The sequence below is a fragment of the Aquimarina sp. KJ22-3 genome, assembly GCF_055808215.1.
In genome coordinates, this window is sequence record NZ_CM147859.1 from 1,568,939 (window position 1) to 1,589,517 (window position 20,579).

The 20,579-nt window shown below is 35.2% G+C and carries 16 protein-coding genes; 8 read left to right on the plus strand and 8 right to left on the minus strand.

The annotated features are described in order from the left end of the window. Positions 1–44: 44 nt before the first annotated feature. Positions 45–887, minus strand: a complete 843-nt coding sequence (locus tag AC0L3Q_RS06805; protein WP_473285882.1) for a response regulator transcription factor — start codon at positions 885–887, stop codon at positions 45–47. 264 nt (positions 888–1,151) lie between these two features. Next, positions 1,152–3,038 carry a molecular chaperone HtpG gene (gene htpG, locus AC0L3Q_RS06810; protein WP_073315267.1) on the minus strand — a complete coding sequence of 629 codons (1,887 nt, stop codon included), beginning with the start codon at positions 3,036–3,038 and terminating at the stop codon, positions 1,152–1,154. A 255-nt stretch (positions 3,039–3,293) separates the two neighbouring features. On the opposite strand from htpG, the gene AC0L3Q_RS06815 reads away from it, so the two are divergent. From AC0L3Q_RS06815 to AC0L3Q_RS06845, 7 genes are all read left to right on the plus strand, one after another. Further along, the gene (locus AC0L3Q_RS06815) at positions 3,294–3,959 is read left to right on the plus strand and encodes a TetR family transcriptional regulator C-terminal domain-containing protein (protein ID WP_473285883.1); all 666 of its coding nucleotides are present in this window, start codon (positions 3,294–3,296) and stop codon (positions 3,957–3,959) included. Positions 3,960–4,001: 42 nt separating this feature from the next. Beyond that, a complete protein-coding gene (locus AC0L3Q_RS06820; RefSeq protein ID WP_473285884.1) occupies positions 4,002–5,309 on the plus strand; it encodes an ABC1 kinase family protein in 1,308 nt (435 codons plus the stop codon). Positions 5,310–5,578: 269 nt separating this feature from the next. Further along, positions 5,579–7,543, plus strand: coding sequence for a tetratricopeptide repeat-containing sensor histidine kinase (locus AC0L3Q_RS06825; RefSeq protein ID WP_473285885.1), 1,965 nt, complete (start codon positions 5,579–5,581; stop codon positions 7,541–7,543). Next, a complete protein-coding gene (locus tag AC0L3Q_RS06830; protein WP_473285886.1) occupies positions 7,536–8,168 on the plus strand; it encodes a response regulator in 633 nt (210 codons plus the stop codon). Before AC0L3Q_RS06825 ends, AC0L3Q_RS06830 begins: the two co-directional genes overlap by 8 nt. A 337-nt stretch (positions 8,169–8,505) precedes the next feature. Beyond that, positions 8,506–8,643, plus strand: a complete 138-nt coding sequence (locus AC0L3Q_RS06835) for a hypothetical protein (RefSeq protein WP_473285887.1) — start codon at positions 8,506–8,508, stop codon at positions 8,641–8,643. Continuing rightward, a complete protein-coding gene (locus AC0L3Q_RS06840) occupies positions 8,644–9,552 on the plus strand; it encodes an aKG-HExxH-type peptide beta-hydroxylase (protein WP_473285888.1) in 909 nt (302 codons plus the stop codon). 213 nt (positions 9,553–9,765) lie between these two features. Then, positions 9,766–10,773: a 3-oxoacyl-ACP synthase III family protein gene (locus AC0L3Q_RS06845; protein ID WP_473285889.1), complete on the plus strand. Its 1,008-nt coding sequence runs from the start codon at positions 9,766–9,768 to the stop codon at positions 10,771–10,773. Between the two features lie 282 nt (positions 10,774–11,055). On the opposite strand, the gene AC0L3Q_RS06850 is transcribed toward AC0L3Q_RS06845, so the two are convergent. Continuing rightward, positions 11,056–13,428, minus strand: coding sequence for a TonB-dependent receptor (locus AC0L3Q_RS06850; RefSeq protein WP_473285890.1), 2,373 nt, complete (start codon positions 13,426–13,428; stop codon positions 11,056–11,058). A gap of 398 nt (positions 13,429–13,826) precedes the next feature. Here AC0L3Q_RS06850 and AC0L3Q_RS06855 point away from each other — a divergent pair, with 398 nt between their 5' ends. Next, a complete protein-coding gene (locus tag AC0L3Q_RS06855; RefSeq protein WP_473285891.1) occupies positions 13,827–14,189 on the plus strand; it encodes a CoA-binding protein in 363 nt (120 codons plus the stop codon). On the opposite strand, the gene AC0L3Q_RS06860 is transcribed toward AC0L3Q_RS06855, so the two are convergent. The 5 genes from AC0L3Q_RS06860 to lnt all read right to left on the minus strand — a co-directional run bounded on the left by AC0L3Q_RS06860 (position 14,166) and on the right by lnt (position 20,560). After that, the gene (locus tag AC0L3Q_RS06860) at positions 14,166–15,605 is read right to left on the minus strand and encodes a sodium:solute symporter (protein WP_473285892.1); all 1,440 of its coding nucleotides are present in this window, start codon (positions 15,603–15,605) and stop codon (positions 14,166–14,168) included. The two genes, AC0L3Q_RS06855 and AC0L3Q_RS06860, sit on opposite strands and share 24 nt — an antisense overlap. A gap of 52 nt (positions 15,606–15,657) precedes the next feature. Beyond that, positions 15,658–16,344, minus strand: coding sequence for an ABC transporter ATP-binding protein (locus AC0L3Q_RS06865; RefSeq protein WP_073315257.1), 687 nt, complete (start codon positions 16,342–16,344; stop codon positions 15,658–15,660). Between the two features lie 67 nt (positions 16,345–16,411). Continuing rightward, positions 16,412–16,990, minus strand: a complete 579-nt coding sequence (locus AC0L3Q_RS06870; RefSeq protein ID WP_473285893.1) for a hypothetical protein — start codon at positions 16,988–16,990, stop codon at positions 16,412–16,414. A gap of 37 nt (positions 16,991–17,027) precedes the next feature. Continuing rightward, entirely contained in the window at positions 17,028–18,896 is a 1,869-nt protein-coding gene (locus AC0L3Q_RS06875; protein ID WP_473285894.1) for an ABC-F family ATP-binding cassette domain-containing protein, read from the minus strand. Then, a complete protein-coding gene (lnt, locus tag AC0L3Q_RS06880) occupies positions 18,893–20,560 on the minus strand; it encodes an apolipoprotein N-acyltransferase (RefSeq protein ID WP_473285895.1) in 1,668 nt (555 codons plus the stop codon). The genes AC0L3Q_RS06875 and lnt overlap by 4 nt, the downstream gene beginning before the upstream one ends. Between the last annotated feature and the right edge of the window lie 19 nt (positions 20,561–20,579).

Consider the following 20,579-nt stretch of genomic DNA (forward strand, 5'->3'; position numbering starts at 1 on the left):
TTTAATTTTTAAGAGCGGATTATGGTACTAGTACCGGTATGATTTTATCTTTTGGATAACAATTCCTGGCGATTAGCAATATTTAGTTTGCTGTAAATGTTGGAGATATGCGTTTTTACCGTGCTTATGCTTACAAATAGTTCGTTGGCAATTTCTTTATTGCTTTTTCCAGATTGGATGAGGTCTTTTACAATTTGTTCTTGTTTGCTTAGCGGGATTTGACGAACATTTCGTTTGTTCTTCATGTAGAAGATACCACCAATGAGTATCCCTATGATCAAAATTGCTACAGCATTAGCCCAAAGACTAACCTGATATTTTTGAGTAGTCAATTCTTTGGTGATTAAATGAAGTTTGTTCTCCAAGTAAAGATACGTAGAAGGATCAAGTTCACTGGATTTTAGTTCTTGTAAAAGATCTACGTAGTATTTGGGATTCTTTTTGATGTCTTTCTCTAATAAATTTTGATCATCAAGGGCTTTGATACCAATAAGCTTTACCAGGAGTATCTGTAAAGAATCTTTTACATACCCCTTGGTTTCGATCAAATATTGTTTGGTATCAAAATCAGAAGTCAAATTCTCGAACCGTGCATTGAATTTTTTTAGTTTTTGCCATTCCAAATCTGCTTTGCTGGTGGTAGTGTACTTGTCAAAATACTTGGTGGTTTTATGAAACGATACCGTATCCTTTTTTGAAGCAATAAATAATTGGTAGTTTTTTATTTTTTCGGAAAGCTTTTTTCTCTTTATCTGATAAAGGTTGAAGTTGTAGCTTATACAGTTGTGCATGATTTTCAAAATGCTCTTGGTCAAATGCAAAAAAACCTTCTTCTGTAATGCTTGCTGTGGCAATTGGTGTAGCGTGATAATCACTGTCTTGGTCACTAAGATCTATTTTGCTTAATGTGACTTTGTTTTCCCATTTTTCAGGCTGATCAATGTTAAGGTACCCCGAAACAGGAGCTTGACCAAATGTATGGATCTGGAATAACAATGTAAAAAGAAAAAAGTACTGAAAAGCTCTCATTTTTGCTCTTATCTGATTGTTACGAATGTAGAATATTTAAGGTTGATTTCAAAAGAGGAGGCACAAAAAAACCGCTTCATAGCAGTATGAAGCGGTATAGTGTGATAAGATTATTTATACTCTTATTTTATCATTTCAAAACTACGATTGATAAAGGCTGTCAATTCTTCACCCTTAAGCAAGTTTTGAGATAATCTTGCCAAATCCAAAGATTGCTTGATCAAACGTTCTTTTTTCTTATCAGTTTTGGTACTAGCAATTTGTCCAACCAATTCGTGGTTCGTATTTACAATCAGGTTGTACATTTCTGGCATATTACCCATACCAAACATTCCTCCACCACCGGTTTGTTGCATCTCTTTCATACGACGCATAAACTCTGGTTGTGTAATCATAAACGGAGCAGCATTGCTATCCATAGCTTCTAACTGTACCGTATATTTTTCTGCAGGAATTACCTTTTCAAGATCTGTTTTTAATACTTCTTTTTCTTCATCAGAAAGTTTAGAAATAGTTTCTTCATCCTTTTTGATAAGATTGTCTACATGATCCGAATCCACACGTACAAATGAGATGTTTTCTTTGCTAGTTTCTAATTTCTGAATTAAGTGAGAAACGATAGGAGAGTCTAGCAACAGTACTTCGTATCCTTTGTCTTTTGCAGCAGCAATATAAGCATGCTGCTCATCTTTATTAGAAGCATAAAGCACTACTAACTTATTGTCTTTGTCAGTTTGATTGTCTTTAATTTTTTCCTGTAGCTCTTCAAAAGTGAAATATGTTTCATCTACAGTAGGATAAAGTGCAAACTTATCTGCTTTTTCGAAGAATTTTTCTTCAGAAAGCATCCCGTATTCAATAACAATCTTAATATCATTCCATTTTTGCTCAAAATCCTCACGATTGTTTTTAAACATCGAGTTTAACTTATCAGCAACTTTTCTAGTGATATAGCTCGATATCTTTTTTACATTTCCATCAGCTTGCAAATAGGATCTTGATACGTTCAAAGGAATATCAGGAGAATCGATTACACCACGAAGCATAGTCAAAAATTCAGGAACTATGCCTTCTACATTATCTGTTACAAAAACTTGATTTTGGTATAATTGAATTCTGTCCTTTTGCATATTCATATCCTGTCCCAATTTTGGGAAATATAAAATCCCGGTAAGGTTAAAAGGATAATCTACATTAAGGTGGATATTGAATAATGGCTCTTCAAACTGCATTGGATACAGTTCTCTATAAAAACCTTTATAATCTTCATCCTGTAAATCTGCAGGTTGTTTCGTCCAGGCAGGATTAGGATTGTTAATGATATTGTCTACTTCTTGCGTAGGAGCTGGATCTTCCTCTTTTGCATCTTCTGGTTTTGGTAAAGTTTCAGTTTTAGTACCAAACTTAATCGGTACTGGCATAAACTTATTATATTTTACCAATAATTCTCTAATTCTACTTTCTTCAAGAAATTCGGCATCTTCTTCACCAATATGCAGAACAATCTCGGTACCTCTTTCTGTTTTGTCATGAGCTTCAAGACTGTAGGTAGGAGATCCATCACAAATCCAATGCGCAGCCGGTTCATCCTTATAAGACTTGGTAATGATTTCAACCTTGGTTGCTACCATAAACGCAGAGTAAAAACCAAGACCAAAATGACCTATGATTCCAGCATCCTTGGCACTGTCTTTATATTTTTCAAGAAACTCTTCGGCACCAGAAAAAGCTACTTCGTTGATGTATTTCTGCACCTCTTCAGCAGTCATCCCAATACCTTGGTCTATGATACGTAAAAGATTATTCTCTTTATCGACTTTTACTTCTATAAGTGGATTTCCATATTCTACACTGGCTTCACCAATGCTGGTAAGATGCTTAAGTTTTAATGTGGCGTCGGTTGCATTAGAAATTAATTCTCTTAAGAAAATTTCATGATCTGAATACAAGAATTTTTTAATCAGCGGAAAAATATTCTCAACCGATACATTAATATTTCCTGTTGTCATTGTTATATGATTTTAAATTTATTGTCCTTATTGGAATAACCTCGTTTCAAAAAAAATACCAATTCTGATTTGCTGACAAACTGACATTAATACATTTTTATGAATGCAGCATGTAATGTTTAAAGAGGTTTATAGACTAAACTATCCCAAGCAATAAAGTTTCATTTTTTATGAAACAACTTTAACAATTTTTTTGTTTAACTTTTATTAGTAAAGATTAAACAATTATTATCTTTACATAGTTAAAAGAAAAATATGGCAACTTCAAAAAACAAAAAAATAGTTGATAGTCAATTCATTATTTCGAAGTATATGGAATATGCTTTGGAACATGATGGGTTTCCAAAATCGGTATATAAGTTTTGTAAAGAGATCAAAATTACTGAAGAAGAATTCTATAAGTGTTTTGGAAGCTTAGAAAAGGTAAATTCCAGTATATGGGCTGCCTTTTTTACCACTACTGTAGACGCAATGCATAAAAATAAAGAATACGCAGAGTTTACCAGTAGGGAAAAGATGTTGACATTTTTTTATACGTTTTTTGAAATGCTGACACTCAACAGAAGTTATGTGCTATTTGCTTTGAAAGAGAGCAACATGCCTTTGAAGAATGTAAGTCAGCTCAAGGAGTTAAGACGCAATATTAGAGATTTTGCAAAAGACCTTATTGAAACCGATAACGAGGAGAAACAATATAAAATTACCAAAAACCCAGTGCAAGTATTTTCTGAAGGTGCTTGGTTACAGTTTTTGTTTTTGTTGAATTTTTGGGCAAATGATGATTCTGCACGGTTTGAGAAAACTGATATAGCTATCGAGAAATCGGTGAATACCATATTTGATCTTTTCGATAATACGCCACTGAATAGCATCCTGGATTTCGGAAAATTTCTGTGGAAAGAAAAGGTTATGTCAAATTAATGTAAGGAATTAGAATTAGATCAGACTCTTGTTGTAGAATATATGAAAACAATAGATAAAATACCCACTACAAAACTAGGACGAACTACCGAATTGGTAAAAACGGGAGTTCGTGTGGGAGGCAATTATCTCAAATATTATAGTAAGAAAGCAGTAAACCCTAATACGACTAGGGAAGAGCTTAACGAAAGCAATGCGGCAGATATATATGATGGGTTAAAGAACCTAAAAGGAAGCGCATTGAAAGTGGCTCAGATGCTGTCGATGGAGAAGAATTTATTACCAAATGCATATGTAGAGAAGTTTTCACTAGCACAGTTTAGTGTTCCACCATTATCTGCACCTTTGGTAAGAAAGACATTTAAGAAATATCACGGGAAATACCCCGAAGAATTATATGATACGTTTGCAACTCAATCTGTTAATGCGGCCAGTATCGGACAGGTACATAAGGCAGTTAAAGATGGGAAAAAACTTGCTGTGAAAATTCAATATCCTGGAGTTGCAAACAGCATAAGTTCTGATTTGGCGATGGTTAAGCCCATCGCCATCAGAATGTTTAATTTAAAAGGAAAAGATTCTGAAAAATACTTCAAAGAAGTAGAAGGGAAGTTACTCGAAGAAACAGATTATGTGCTCGAGGTAAAACAAAGTCAGGAGATCACCAGTGCATGTGCACAAATCCCAAACTTAAAATTTCCGAAGTATTATGCAGACTTATCCAGTGAGCGAATTATCACAATGGATTGGATGGACGGTGTTCATTTAAGTGAATTCGCAAAGCAAAATGAAGATAAAGAGATTGCCAATCAAATAGGGCAAGCGCTGTGGGATTTTTACATGTATCAAATACATGTTTTGAAGGCAGTTCATGCGGATCCGCACCCTGGAAATTTCCTGGTAGATTCAGACAATAATCTGATTGCCATAGATTTTGGATGTGTCAAAAAGATCCCTATGGATTTTTATACGCCTTATTTTGAGTTGGCTGATCATAAAAATATTAGTGATAAAGAATTTTTTACCCAAAAGATGTTTCAACTGGAAATTCTCCGAGAAGATGACACCCCCGAAGAAAAAAGATTCTTCTCGGAGCTGTTTCATGAAATGTTGAGCTTATTAACACGACCATTTAATAGAGAGGTCTTTGATATGGCCGATGAAGACTTTTGGGGAAAAATTAATGAGTTAAGTGAAAAATACTCTAAGGATACTGAGCTAAGAAAAATGAATGGTAATAGAGGGAGCAAGCACTTCCTATATATCAACAGAACATTTTTCGGCTTATACAATTTGTTACACGATTTGAAAGCAACAATTCGAGTAAGAAATTTTGAAAAATACCTTTAGTCAGTCGTCCGATTGACTTGGTTTGTTTATTTATTGGTTAGGTTGTTAGGAAGGTGTGCTGTGGTTGGCACACCTTCCGCATTTAACATCGGATCTTCTTTGTAGGGATAAATTGACTAAAAAGATGCTATTATAAAATACAATAATGTGTATATTCACGTTTAGAAATTTCCCCTTACAATGTGTAGAGTTAACGTTTACATCTTTTTTCTTTCGTCATCATTGGTTTTTGCGGATTTTCTCAGCAAAACAATGAGCTTACCCAATTTATGGAACAGGTGGATCAAATGGCTCCTGGTCAAGATAAACTGACGTTGTTAGATTCCCTTTCTAAACAAATCAATGAGTTAAAATGGAGTGATACCAAATTTTATAAAGAACACTATTCGAAGTATGCACTGCAACATATCGATTTAGCAAAACAGTTAGATAGCATAGATCTGGCGGCTTTCCGAACCTCTCGACTTACGTATCATTATCTTAATATTATTAACAGGCCAGATTCTGCCTTAGTGATTGTCAATAATATCATTCCCGATAGTAATAAGATTAAGAAAAGAATTAATCTGGGACACCTTTACGTCAAGAGGGCGGCGGCTTTTTATCAAATAGATAATCTGGAAAAAGCTATTGTAGACTATGAAAAGGCTGAAAGGACATATCATCAAACCAGAGATACCATTTTTGAGGCAGATGCACTGTATTTTAATGGCCAAGCAACAGAACGGCTAGGAAGACTCTCTGAAGCGATTTTGAAGTATCAAAAAGCGAATGAGTTGTATGGCAAGATGAAAGATACCGCATATGTAGCTTATACTGGATTAGCAATTTCAGGTATTTTTAGTCAATTGTATTTATTGGATAAATCTTTTGATGAACGCCAAAAAATCAGAGAGTTATTGAGCCAACAGCAACAAAAAGACATAGTTGCCTTGTCCGAACTCAAGATTAATGATTCTAGAGATTATGTAAAAAGAAAAGAATACGAAAAACAAGGAGAAGCCTTGTTAGAAGCTTTGTCTCTGGTTGCTAAAGATGAAAAACTCGGTGCTAGCAGATTCAGACTGAGAGGGTATCTGTCTAAATTTTACTCCAAAAGAGGACAATTGGAAGTTGCGAAGAAATTTTTAGATACTCTTGAAATGTTTCCTGATTTGGTGAATAGCCCTTACGATAAAATGTTTTATCTACAGGCTGCGTCAGAGTATGAGTTAGCTTCAGAGAGATATCAAAATGCGATTCCTTATTTGAAAGAACTTTTGGAAATGTTCACCAAATCCAATGATTTGCAAAGCCAAGTTTATGTGGAAAAGGAATTACACAAAGCTCATCAAGGAACTCAAAATTTTGCCCAGGCTTCTAAACACCTTGAGAAGCATTTGCTCCTCAAAGATTCTTTGTACAATATCAGGAGGTCTAATAGTATCATATATTATCGCACATTATATGAAATAGAAAAGAAAGAGAGTAAGATTGCTGCTCAAAATGCAAATATTAGTATACTCGAAGAAAAAAATAAGGCGAAACGAAACTTGATGATTTTTGGTGGTGTGGGATTAAGCCTTTTATTCCTGTCTATTTATCTGTACCGAAATAGAGTATTCTTGCTTCGTAACAAGAAACTGCAACAGTCTTTTTTACAGGAATTATTACAAACCCAAGAACGAGTAAGTAAACGTATTTCAAAAGATTTACACGATAGTGTTGGTCAAAGTTTGTTACTGATCAAAAATCGAGTTATGCAGAGTAAGGATGAACAAACTGCCAAAGTGGTGGATAATGTGATTGATGAGGTGAGAAGTATTTCGAGAAGCTTGCATCCGTTTAAGTTGGAAGAATTAGGACTTACGGTTACCTTAGAAAGTAGTGTAGAAATGATTGATGAGAATTATGATATTTTTATTTCTGCGGATATCGATAATATTGATCAGGTTTTTGATCCCGAAAAGGAGATTAATATCTATAGATTAGTTCAGGAAAGTTTTAATAATATTCTCAAGCATTCTAACGCTAGGTCGGCAGAAATTAGAGTCAATAATAAAGAAAATGATGTCGAGATTGTTATCAAAGACAATGGAAAAGGTTTTGATGTTTCTCAAGAAAAAACAGCAATCTCCAAAATAGGTCTGAAAACATTAAGTGAACGATCTAAATTTTTAAAAGCCAGTTTCAAAATCTTATCAGAGATAGATCAGGGGACCACATTGATATTTAAAATACCAAAATATGCTTAGACCTAATATACTTATAGCAGATGATCATCCATTGCTTTTAAGAGGTCTTGAAGAATTCTTAAGAGAGAAAAATTACCAGATCATCGCAACTTGTACCGATGGACTTTCAGCTTACAATACGATCATTAAAGAAAAACCAGATATCGCAATTTTGGATATAGAAATGCCCAATATGACGGGTATTGATATAGCAAAGAATTGCAAACGACATCAGATCGATACCAAAATAGTGCTCAACACTTTACATAAGGAGAAAAGGATTTTTGAAGAAGCGGTAAAGTATAATATTCATGGGTATCTTTTAAAAGAATTTGCCCTTTCAGAAATAGAAGCTTGTATTGAGAGTGTGTGTAAGGGGGAGTCTTATTTCAGTGAAAAAATATACAAACGATTTTCGACGACCACAGAGCAAGGTACTCATATTGAAAAATTGACACGTTCAGAAATGAAAATACTCAAATTGATTGCCGACGAAATGACAAGCGGTGAGATTGCAGACTTCTTAAGTATTTCTGTTCGTACTGTAGAAAAGCATAGGGCCAATATTATCAAGAAACTCGATTTGGATCAAAAACCTAATGCATTGTTGATCTGGGCTCAAAAAAATAAAGAATCTTTGTTATAGGCGTTTTTTCGTTTTTACGTAGGGCTACGTATGGTCCGATATGTATCTGCAATATATCTTTGTATTGATCTTAAAACGCTGAGAATCAAAAATACAGTTTTGTTCAAATCATTACCGAATAAGGGATTTCATTGTGAAACGAATTGGGAAAACAAAATCAGGGTAATGAGTAAAATATTCTAAAAACAGATCTGTTTTAAGAACATTGGGGAAAAAAGCTACAAACTTTTGGTTTGTAGCTTTTTTGTGTTTGAGGGGGTGTTACAAGAATAGGGTTGGATCTTAATACTAATAAAGTTATCTTTATAGAATACGCAATCCATTAAATATTAAGGGCATGGAAATTAAAAAAGAAAATCTTCTAAAAAATCTAAAGTCAAACATTGAATTGAAAAAGATAGAAATGCTAAAAGTTTTAGGCGGGAATCAAGCCGGAGAAGGAACGGATCAAACGGATCGCCATAACAGAGCGTAGATGATTTTTCATGAAAACCTTCTTGATGATCTGATTGATCTTAAAAAAAGTATTGATCAACAAGTTATCGGTTTAACAAATGAAAAATTAGGGACTCTTTTAACATCTTATTCTCCTTGGTTATGTGGATTAGTGCAAAACGAAGGAGATTATTCTTTTCATCCGGTATATAATCATCAACCTAGTAAAGGAGAAATTTTATCTGATCCGCTAATAGTTAAAGATTTAGATGATTTTTTAAGAACAGATGGGGCTTTGGTATGGGATCTTTCCGAAGAAAAAACAGGCATTTCTAATAAAAAAGTGAGTGATATTGGTTTAATGGATCGAATCGCTCCAGAACTCATAGAGTTCTACGAAACTTCAAAAGCTGAAATAAAAAAAGGACCTCTATTCTCAAAAGGTTTTGATGATATTGTAAATGTCATAGTTCCAGTATCTGCTCCAAATTATAAATCTTATTCGTATAGTACAATCTTGGCAAGAGGCGCCATTTTTATTGAAATACCGTATGCCAGAGAGCATGGGCAACTGCTATTTGAAATCAGCTTGGTTCATGAGCTGGGACATCAAATATTATTTCTTCTGCAATGTACAGATACATTGATTCATGAAAAAGACATGCTTACACCTATTTGGTCGGGAATCAGACAACAATCAAGACCGGCAATAAAAGCATTGCATGGGCTAGTCGCACTTTCCTTTATGCTCAATTATATAAGATATAAGCTGAAAGATTCGAAAATGCTTTCTAATGAAGTAGAGGTTTTACGTACTTACCATAACGATTATCTAAAGAAAGCAAGAGAAACATCAGATGCAATAAAAAGTAATTGCACTCTCACAGAGTTGGGAGAACAAGTGCATTTAGAACTGTCTCATATTGCATTAAACGGAGAGTTGGTTTAGGTGTTGTTTCTAAGGTGTATTCTCTTTTTAATGTTGCTTTTGGTGACCCAAAAATGATAAGTTAATAAATAGTAAAATGAATTTAAACTATTTGTTATGCATGCATATAATATAATCATCGTTTGCTTTATCAAAATGTCTAGAATATCTATATTGTGCGGCAGATTTTAATGCATTTTAAACTAAGCACAATACACATTAAGTAAAATATATATGTATACTTCTAGAATATCAGGATTGGGATCTTATGTTCCTGAAAATGTGGTTACAAACGACGATCTTTCAAAACTTATGGATACTAATGACGCTTGGATTCAAGAGCGTACCGGGATCAAAGAAAGACGCCATATCAAAAAAGGAGATGGAAATAGTACATCGATTATGGGTGTTAAAGCCGCAAAAATTGCCTTAGAGCGCGCTAATTTATCCACCGACGATATCGATTTAATCATTTTTGCGACACTAAGTCCGGATATGTATTTCCCGGGTGGAGGAGTGCGTGTTCAGGAAATGATGAACATGAGAACAATCCCGGCGTTGGATGTTCGTAACCAATGTAGTGGTTTTGTATATGCGATATCTGTGGCAGATCAGTTTATAAAGACTGGGATGTATAAAAACGTATTGGTGATCGGTAGCGAAAACCACAGTGGTGGTTTGGATATGACGACTAGAGGTAGAGGTGTATCCGTTATTTTTGGAGATGGTGCAGGAGCAGCGGTAGTGAGTAGAAGTGAAGACCCAAATCGAGGAATTCTATCCACGCATTTACATAGCGAAGGAGCTCATGCCAAAGAATTATCTTTGGAAGGGCCAAGTACGGATCACTGGGTACCAGCTATTATTGAAGAAAATCCTCAAGAAAATATACCGTATTACCCATATATGAACGGACAATTTGTTTTTAAAAATGCCATAGTTCGTTTTTCGGAAGTAATTAATGAAGGTTTACAAGCAAATGAATTAACCCCTGCAGATATCAACATGCTGATCCCTCATCAGGCCAACCTTAGAATTTCACAGTTTGTACAAAAGAAATTTGGATTGTCTGATGATCAGGTGTATAACAATATCCAAAGATATGGAAATACTACAGCGGCTTCAATTCCTATTGCGCTTACTGAAGCTTGGGAAGAAGGAAAAGTAAAAGAAGGAGATCTCGTTGTATTGGCGGCCTTTGGTAGTGGATTTACCTGGGGTAGTGCTATTATTAGATGGTAATACAAAAGACACTACAGTTTATAACAAAAGAAAACGCGAAGTGCTGAAAAGGACTTCGCGTTAATATGAAATAACTCGGTTATTATTTTTTAAAGGCTAATTCAAATAAATTATAACCATGACTGTACTATATTAAACGTTATAAATTGTAAAGTGTTACAAAAAATGCTAAATTTTTACAATTATTTAACTTTAAGGCTTTTTGTGAGTAGTTAATAGCTAATTTAACTAAATTATTGATTAATATTCATCTAATTAACATATTTTTTGAAAATAGTTAATTTATAGTATCCCTCCACCGGATTTTTCGTTATTATCTCTACGTTTTCTTGAGATTTTTCTATTTTTCCCACTACCAAACCTATAAGAAAGTCCTAAATATATAGTTTGTGTTTCTCCTTGAAATCTTCCATTTTGTGGAAAAGGAGTATCTCCAGAGAATCTGAAACGCAGCGTATTAAAAATATCATTAAAGTTAATGCTGGCTGTTCCTTTTCCTCCAAACAAGTTGTATCGTGCTCCAGTATTAATAAAGTAAAATGGTTTTGTTTTGAATTGTACGCCTTCTTGTTCGCCTCTATAGAATCCAAATAGTTGAAAAGTTAGATTTTTGGTGGCTTTGAAATTATTATTAATTCTAAAATTGTAAATAACTGCATCTACCTCTCTTGTGATTCCTTCTACAATACCTCTTTGTGTTTGCCCATACAAATCAAAACTTGCATTAAAATTCCACCACTTGGTTGGTTTGTAATTGCTAGAGAGTTCAACACCATAGGCAGAGTTGTTATCAAAGTTATCAAAGGTTAATATCTGCCCTTCTTCTACGTCGGGGTTTTCGATTAATGTTTGATTGATCTCATTATTAATCAATCGATAAAATACACCACCTGTGATAGAACCACCTTCAAGCTTACGAGTGTAATTAAATTCTATAGAATTGGTAAACTGTGGATCTAATGCAGGATTACCAATCGAAATTATCCTGGGAGTGCTCCATTCTCTAATAGGGTTCACTTGATTCAATCCAGGACGATCGACCCTGCGGCTATAACTAAGCTGGTAGGTGTTTTTCTCACCAGGGGTATACGTTAGATATGCTGAAGGATAAACGGTGAAAATTTCATCCTCAAAAACTTTTTCTCCATTAAATATGGCATCCACCTGATAACTCTCGAATCGGGCACCTACCTGATATGACCATTTTTCAAAATTAGTGCCGTAAGTAGTGTACAGGGAATGGATATCACGATCGTAATTATAGATTGAATTAGGAAAAAGTGTTGATCGATAATCATTATCCGTTCTTCGTAAACGAGCTTCGTACCCTAACTCTAATTTGGTTTTTTCGCTTAGTGGATTTACATAATCAAGATTAATGGTGGTATTTGTTCTTTCATTATCAATAAGGTCATTGTAATTAATAAAAGAACCATCGCCTCCTACAAAACCAAAATCATCATCGTTGTCGCCGTCAAAAACATTGTAATCAATTTCTAGTTCTATATTATGACCTTCCTTTTCGAAATCATGTTTGTAATCCAGGTTATAGGTAGACCCAAGATTTTCACCATCACTTCTCAAATTTTGCGTAAGGTCATTCTCGTCCATATCCAAAAATATGATATCAGTTATCCCAGTGGTTAAACCATCAAACAGGTTTTGATTGGTGTACAGTGAAATAGTGTTTTTGTCGTTGATATAGTAGTCTACACCTACTTTTATCAGATGAGACTTGTTGTTGTCCAAAAAGGTAAAATTGGTCAAATAGTTCTCATCCTCACGTAATACGAAACCAGCATTTCTATTTTTGGTAATGTTAGCACCCCAACTTCCATAAACATTTAATTTTCCAGCTCTATAATTCAAATCAATAGAGTTGTTGAATCTGGCATTTTCGTCCCAGTTTACTCCGGTGTTGATATTACCGTTAAAGCCTATGTTACTGTTTTTGTGAAGGACTATATTTATGATTCCGCTCATTCCTTCTGGATTGTACTTTGCAGAAGGATTAGTAATTAACTCTATTTTTTTAATAGAAGTAGAGGGGATCTGTCGCAGTAATTGATTAGGAGTCAAATTGGTAGGTTTACCATCTACCAAAATTCTAACATTTTGGTTTCCTCGTAAAGCGATATTTCCGTCCTGGTCAACATTTACCGAAGGAATGTTGTTCATGATTTCTGCAGCTGTACCTCCCGTTGTAGCAAGATCTTTTCCAACATTGATTACTTTTCGATCGATCTTTTGCTCTATGGTTGTTCTTTCGGCAACTACGGTTACATCGTCTAAGGCTTCCGCAGTTTCTTCCAAAGAAATAGTTCCTACATCGATATCTTTATTTTTTCTCGAAATCTCTATGGATTGCGCGTGTGTTGCATACCCTATAAATTGAATTTTTAAGGTGTAGTTTCCCTTTGGAATGTCTGCAATTAAGAAATCTCCATTTTCTGTTGTAATACCACCGCTAACTACTTTATTTGATCCGTCATTAATGACTACCGAAGCATAGGGGATCGGTTGATTGAGATTTTTGTCAACTACTTTACCTTTTATGGTGCCTACGATAGCTTCGTTGTTGGGTTGTGCTTTTAAGATTAGACAGTAAAAAGCACAGAAAAACAGTACAATTGTTTTTTGACTAATTGTTTTCATTCTGAACGTTTATTTGATTGATTGATGCTATACGTAGATTTTTATTTCATGAGAAATAAAAGCCTACTTAATTTTTATACGGTGATTAAGCGTATATACAGACTAGACGAACCTGATAGATTTCTGTTACAACTTAATTAAGTTTTAACAAAAGATTGTATAAAACAAAAACCGCCTTGAGAAAGGCGGTTTTCTTATAATAACCAAATAGTAACACTAACCATCAACTATGAATAAAATTTGATTATTATCTAAGTAACTAACTAACTAAATCTATGAAAAATCATATCTTTATATATGTAAGACGGACTGCTTTATGTTGTGTTACACTAGTACTCTGTTTTTAACATTCTGACTTATTTTTTTAACGTTTACTGTCTAAAACCTAAAAATTTTTAATGACTAAAAAGACACCTGTTTTAGGTGCTTCACTAAAAACAAATCGATATTCAAACCTGGCTATTCATAGATTAGTAGATCATGGACATGAAGTGGTAGCCGTCGGTTTAAAAGAGGGAAATGTTTCAGGAGTTGAAATTGCTACAAAACCTATAGCTTTTGAGAATCTGGATACTGTTACTTTATATCTCAATCCCAGACGACAAAGTGTTTACTACGATTATATTATAAGTTTACGACCCAATCGAGTAATATTTAACCCAGGTACCGAGAATCCAGAGTTGTACTCCCAACTACAAGAGGTTGGCATAGAGGTAGAGGTAGCTTGTACTTTGGTATTATTGTCTATGAATCAATATTAGTCCGAGAAAAGTTAAAAAACCGTTTAGAATAAGGATAAAGAATCCAAACTCAAAACCAAACCAGGTGGCGCTATTATCACTAATGATATAGGAAAGAACGGGTGAGAGAATAGCAACCATAGGTACCCATTGATCTTTCACATTAAGTTTGGTAAACAAACCAAAAGCATACAGCCCTAGTAGCGGTCCATACGTATATCCAGCAAAAACAAATAGTTTAGCAATGACACTCTCGTCTCTAATAATATATTTAAAAGCAATAATCACCAAAACAAGGATGACAGAAAAAAGCACGTGGATTTTTTTACGAATTCGTACTTGATCTTTTGGGGTATATTTCTTTTCGATATCCAGAATATCAATACTAAATGACGTAGTTAACGAGGTCAAAGCACTATCAGCACTGCTGTATGCTGCAGCAATTAATCCTAAAACAAAAAACAAAGCAATCCCTACACCAAGTCCACTTTGTGTTGCTATAGCCGGAAAAAGTTGGTCTTTATGAGCATCTATTCCATTTTGTGCAGCGTATTGCGTGAGCAATAACCCAAGACCAAGGAAAATAAAATTCACAAAAGTCAGGACAATAGTAAACCAAAACATATTTTTTTGTGCATCTTTCAGGCTTCTACAAGTTAGGTTTTTTTGCATCATATCCTGATCTAAACCGGTCATTACAATGGCAATAAAAGCTCCAGAGAAAAATTGTTTCCAGAAATAGTTGGCACTTTTAAAATCATCAAAAAAGAACATTTTGGAGAGGTCACTATCCAGCACATATCCTAAGAGATTTGCTCCATTGAGGCCCAGGTCATCCGAAACATAATAGATGGCTACTCCCACAGCAATAAGCATAAACAGAGTTTGCAAAGTGTCGGTCCAGACAATGGTTTTAATACCGGATTTAAATGTATATAACCAAATAAGTAGGATAGTGATAATAACAGTTACCCAAAAAGATATCCCTAAAGCGTCAAATAATATGGACTGTAATACATTGGCAACTAGAAATAGTCTAAAACTTGCTCCAACAACTCTGGAGAGCAGAAAGAATGAGGCTCCTGTTTTGTATGAATAGTTTCCAAAACGCTCATCCAAATAAGTGTATATAGAAGTAAGATTAAGTCGATAATACAAAGGAAGTAATACAGTACCGATTACCGTATATCCAAGAATATATCCCAATACTACTTGCATATAACTAAACTGAGAAGCTTCAACCCAACCCGGTACAGAGATAAAGGTAACTCCACTCAATGAAGCTCCGATCATTCCAAAGGCAACTACATACCAGGGAGATTGTCGGTTTGCTTTAAAAAAAGCTTCGTTTCCAGAATTTTTTCCAGTAAAATAAGAGATGAGTAAGAGAACGCCAAAATAGCCCGCTATGAGCAGTAGTATTTGTGTGGGTTGCATAAACTTTGGTTATAATGAAACCCCAAAATACAAATTAACTCGAAACTATTGCTTATTTATTTCGTACATCACTTTCTATGATGCCATCTCTAAGGCGTATCACTCGATGTGCATGCTCGGCAACCTCTTCTTCGTGAGTAACGATAATTACCGTATTTCCTGCCGCATGAATTTCATCAAACAAATTCATGATTTCTATCGAGGTTTTAGAATCCAAATTTCCAGTAGGTTCATCAGCCAATATGATCGAAGGTTTATTGACCAAAGCTCTACCTACTGCAACACGTTGTCGTTGTCCTCCAGAAAGCTGATTAGGCTTGTGATCCATACGATCTGCTAATCCAACATCGGTTAGTACCTCTTCTGCTCGTGTGGTTCTTTCTTTTTTAGAAGCACCAGCATAAATCATAGGTAAGGCAACATTATCAAGAGCTGTAGTTCTTGGTAGTAGATTAAAGGTTTGAAATACGAATCCTATTTCTCGATTTCTAATCTCAGCCAATTCGTTATCGGTCATTGTACTGGCATCATTACCATTCAGGATGTAAGTCCCGGCTGTGGGTGTATCCAAACATCCTAAAAGATTCATTAAGGTTGATTTTCCTGACCCAGAAGGGCCCATGATTGCCACATATTCCCCTTTTTTGATGTCCAAATCAATACCTTTTAGTACATAAACGGTTTCCTGACCTAATTGAAAATTACGTATTATGCCTCTTATCTCTATAACGTTTTCCATATAATGACCTCTAGAATTTTGTGTAAGATACAATATTCAGCTATTTGACGCACGAACTGAAAAGTTGTTACAATCTAATTGTAAAATGTTCTTTTGCCTGTTCTTTTCTGAAAAAAACAAACCCTAAATAAAAGGTGTCGATCGTTACCTGAACCTGTGGATGTCGTTTAAGGGTATCCCATAACAAAAGGTGCTCTGGGGAATTATGTATGCCACGAATTAACAGTAAACTATCATTGTGGATGTATGAGAAAAACTCAATAACTTCAGCTACAGCAGGGATGTCATATTGTGCGTCGATGTAAATAAGATCATAGGTTGGATGGGTATCGATTTTTGAAGTAACGTCAAGTTCGTTTTGAGAGGACCATATTTGTGAAATGATCTTTGGAGTACCCTTGGAAAGAAAGATGTTTTGGTAGTTAAGGTAGGTTGGTAGACGAAATAGTAATTTAAGCGTTTTTAGTTTGAAAGCGCTGTTTTCTTCATCTCGCTGGCTCCATGCTTTAATATCGCTATAAATCTCAAACTTTTTCTTATTGTAAAAACACTTTGTTACCAATTGGTATACAAAAGGGGAGTGGACTCCATGTTGATTGGTTGATTTAAAAAGAAACTGTAAATACGATTTTATTCTTAAAAACATGCTGCCAAATAGAATATAGCTTTGTAGATCGATGGGATTACTGTTCCATTTTTTCTGAAAGTTCGAACCATCTCATCTCATTTTCCTCAATATCGCTAATGATCGTTTGAAGCTTTTGTGACTGCTCATTGATATCATCGCCTTCTAGGGTCCCTTCAGCAAATAAGGCTTCAATTTCCTTCTTTTGTAATTCTAGTTTCTTGAGATCTCGTTCAATACGGTTAAACTCTTTCTGTTCGTTGTAGGATAACCCTGCTTTTGAATCTTTTTTCCAAGTTTTTTTGGTTTTGGCCTCAGTAGTTTCTGGAGTAGTATTCTGCGGAGTACTACTGCTTTCATATACTCTGTAATCCGTATAATTTCCTGGGAAATCTTGAATAATTCCGTTGCCTCTGAATACAAAAAGATGATCTACGATTTTATCCATAAAATATCGATCGTGAGAAACAACTAGTAAGCAACCGGGAAAATCTAATAAGAAATTTTCCAGAACATTAAGAGTGACGATATCCAGATCGTTGGTAGGTTCATCCAGAATTAAAAAATTAGGATTTTGGATCAAAACGGTACATAAATAGAGTCGTTTTCGCTCTCCACCACTTAGTTTTTCCACAAAATCATATTGTTTTTTTCTGTCGAACAAAAAACGTTCAAGTAATTGTTGTGCCGAGATTTGTCTACCTTTTTTTAAAGGGATATAATCTCCAAACTCCCGAATCACTTCGATTACCTTTTGACCTTCTTTTATAGTGATTCCTCTTTGCGTATAGTATCCAAATTTCACCGTGTCACCGATCACAATTTTTCCTTGATCAGGAGCAAGGGACCCAGTGATCAAGTTTAGGAAGGTGGATTTACCAGTACCATTTTTACCGATAATCCCAATACGTTCTCCTTTTTTGAAAACATACTCAAATTGATCAAGTAAGGTAAGGTTATCAAACTTTTTCGATACTTTATGGATTTCTAGGATTTTGCTTCCCAGGCGTTCCATATTGATTTCGAGTTGAATTTGGTGTTCGTTACGGCGTTTATGGGCTCGTTCCTTGATTTCAAAGAAATCATCAATTCTTGATTTAGACTTGGTAGTTCGAGCCTTGGGTTGGCGCCGCATCCATTCTAACTCTTTTTTATAGAGTTGTTTGGCTTTCTCTGTAGCAATCTGTTCATTGGTGATACGAGCTTCCTTATTGTTAAGGTAGTAGGCATAATTACCTTTGTAGCTATATAGTTTTCCGCCCTCTAATTCTACAATTTCATTACACACGTTCTCCAGAAAATAGCGATCGTGTGTCACCATAAAAAGCGTAAAATTTTCTTTGGCAAAGTATTCCTCCAACCATTCAATCATTTCTAAGTCCAGGTGGTTGGTAGGTTCATCAAGATACAACAGTTCGGGCTTACTCAATAGAATATTAGCCAGAGCGAGTCGTTTTTTTTGCCCACCGGATAAATCACTAACTTTTTTATCGAGGTGCTCTAATTTGAGTTTAAAAAGAATTTGTTTGTATTGCGTTTCAAAATCCCAGGCATTAATCGCGTCCATCTGCTCAAAAGCTTTTTGATAGGCTTCGGCATCATCAGGATTGAGTAATGCTTTTTCGTAATTGCTTATGACTTGTAACGTTTCGTTGTCTGACGCAAAAATGGTTTGCTCGATGGTTAAACTGGGATCCAGATTCGGTTCTTGAGGTAAAAAAGCAACTTTAAGGTTTTTTCGATACACTACCTGCCCTTCATCGGGTTGTTCAACTTTGGTGATGATATTGAGTAAAGAGGTCTTTCCTGTTCCATTTTTTGCAACAAAACCTATTTTTTGTCCTTCATTGATTCCAAAAGAAATGTCTTTGAAAAGTACTCGTTCTCCAAAGGCTTTGGCTATATGTTCTACCGATACGTAATTCACAGTCGCTTTTTATTAAGGGACAAAGGTACAAAGTTGCTCAGGAACAAAATCATTAGTTTGTAAAGAAAAACGAGCAGGGTATTATCCAATTTTTTTCTTCTGCGAGTGATTGAAAATAGAAATATAAACACGGCTAGAAAAATACCAGTTCGAGCAAGGTAATTTCCGGCTCTTACATAAAAGGTAATCTTGTCATTTGTTTTTAAGGTACCTCGCAAAGCTCCTTGTTTTTCATAGCCTAAGGAAGTAATGATTTTACCAGTTTGATCGATAATTGCGGAAATTCCTGTATTTGCGCTACGTGCAATACTTCTTCTAGTCTCTATGGCTCGCAGTCGTGCATAATATAAATGTTGCTGATGGCCTTGGGTATTTCCCCACCAGGCATCATTGGTAATAATGGATAGAAAATCAGCTCCGTTTCTTACGTATCCTGTGGCAAATTCGCCATAGATGCTTTCATAACAAATCATGGTCCCTACACCAATACTATCTTTGGTGTAAAACACTTCTCGGTCATCTTGAGTTGTTTTTTTGGCAACGGTACCTCCCAGATCTATCATCACATCACCAAGAATGGGTTTTAGGACGCTCTGATATGGGAAATTCTCTACTCCGACTACTAGTTTGCTCTTATGATATAACTCATGCGATTGATCCGGGCGTACAAAGAAAGCAGAGTTGTAATCATCATAGAATACATTTTCTTTATAGATATTGGTTTGAGGCCTGATCCGAGAAGGATCGTTAAACACATCAACTAAGGATATTCCTGATAAAAAGTGAGCGTTTGGATACAATTTTAGAATATCTACACCTGTTTTTTTGGCGATAGAACCAGGGAAATTGGTTAATCGTTTGCTATCCGCAAAAACGGTTTCAGGAGCGATTATAAAGCGAGTATTACTCGTTATTTCTGAAGTGGTAAGCGAAGTAAGTAAATCACTGATTCGCTGATCAGAAGTGTTGTATTTTTCAGTATAGGGATTGATGTTGGGTTGTAGCAATACCACTTCGATTTCTTCTCCTTTTTCTTCATAAGTCTTAAGAATAACAACCGATATGATGATGGGGATAAGAATAATCAAACCATTTCTAAGAGCAGATCGATAAAGTATTTGTTTGTCTTTGTGTTCTTGAAAAAGCAGTATGGTTTTGAAAACACTCAGATTTACAATCCATACCCAAAGCGTACCTCCAAAAGTACCTGTGTATTCATACCATTGTATCCACGAGGTGAAACCAGCAAATCCATTACCAAGGTTGAGCCACGGCCATGAAACCTGCCATTGTAAATGGAAGTACTCAAACCCCATCCATATAGAAGCCAGAAATACTGCCGAGATCGTAAATTTTGTTCTTTTAGCAACAATATGATATAGCAGAAACACCAAAGACATCAAAAGGCTATTTACCAATTCTGCCACCCACATGCCAAATGCTGATGAGTTGTAAATCCACCAGGTGGTTATCATATTCCATGTGAAAAAAGCGAGATAGGATAGCCCTAATATTTTCAAAGCGCTTCGCTTGCTATTTCTAATTTGGTATTCTACTACTAACAGTGGGACAAAACCAAAAAATAAAAATAAAGGGAATCCATAGGTTGGCCAGCTTATCGCCAAAAGCAATCCAGTGAGAATAGCAAATACAACGTTTTTCATAAAAGAAGGATACACGATA

Bases quoted from the DNA above. Each gene is read 5' to 3' on its own strand.
- htpG (WP_073315267.1), bottom strand. From the start codon at position 3,038: ATGACAACAGGAAATATTAATGTATCGGTTGAGAATATTTTTCCGCTG.
- AC0L3Q_RS06815 (WP_473285883.1), top strand. From the start codon at position 3,294: ATGGCAACTTCAAAAAACAAAAAAATAGTTGATAGTCAATTCATTATT.
- AC0L3Q_RS06820 (WP_473285884.1), top strand. From the start codon at position 4,002: ATGAAAACAATAGATAAAATACCCACTACAAAACTAGGACGAACTACC.
- AC0L3Q_RS06825 (WP_473285885.1), top strand. From the start codon at position 5,579: ATGGAACAGGTGGATCAAATGGCTCCTGGTCAAGATAAACTGACGTTG.
- AC0L3Q_RS06830 (WP_473285886.1), top strand. From the start codon at position 7,536: ATGCTTAGACCTAATATACTTATAGCAGATGATCATCCATTGCTTTTA.
- AC0L3Q_RS06835 (WP_473285887.1), top strand. From the start codon at position 8,506: ATGGAAATTAAAAAAGAAAATCTTCTAAAAAATCTAAAGTCAAACATT.
- AC0L3Q_RS06840 (WP_473285888.1), top strand. From the start codon at position 8,644: ATGATTTTTCATGAAAACCTTCTTGATGATCTGATTGATCTTAAAAAA.
- AC0L3Q_RS06845 (WP_473285889.1), top strand. From the start codon at position 9,766: ATGTATACTTCTAGAATATCAGGATTGGGATCTTATGTTCCTGAAAAT.
- AC0L3Q_RS06850 (WP_473285890.1), bottom strand. From the start codon at position 13,428: ATGAAAACAATTAGTCAAAAAACAATTGTACTGTTTTTCTGTGCTTTT.
- AC0L3Q_RS06855 (WP_473285891.1), top strand. From the start codon at position 13,827: ATGACTAAAAAGACACCTGTTTTAGGTGCTTCACTAAAAACAAATCGA.
- AC0L3Q_RS06860 (WP_473285892.1), bottom strand. From the start codon at position 15,605: ATGCAACCCACACAAATACTACTGCTCATAGCGGGCTATTTTGGCGTT.
- AC0L3Q_RS06865 (WP_073315257.1), bottom strand. From the start codon at position 16,344: ATGGAAAACGTTATAGAGATAAGAGGCATAATACGTAATTTTCAATTA.
- AC0L3Q_RS06870 (WP_473285893.1), bottom strand. From the start codon at position 16,990: ATGTTTTTAAGAATAAAATCGTATTTACAGTTTCTTTTTAAATCAACC.
- lnt (WP_473285895.1), bottom strand. From the start codon at position 20,560: ATGAAAAACGTTGTATTTGCTATTCTCACTGGATTGCTTTTGGCGATA.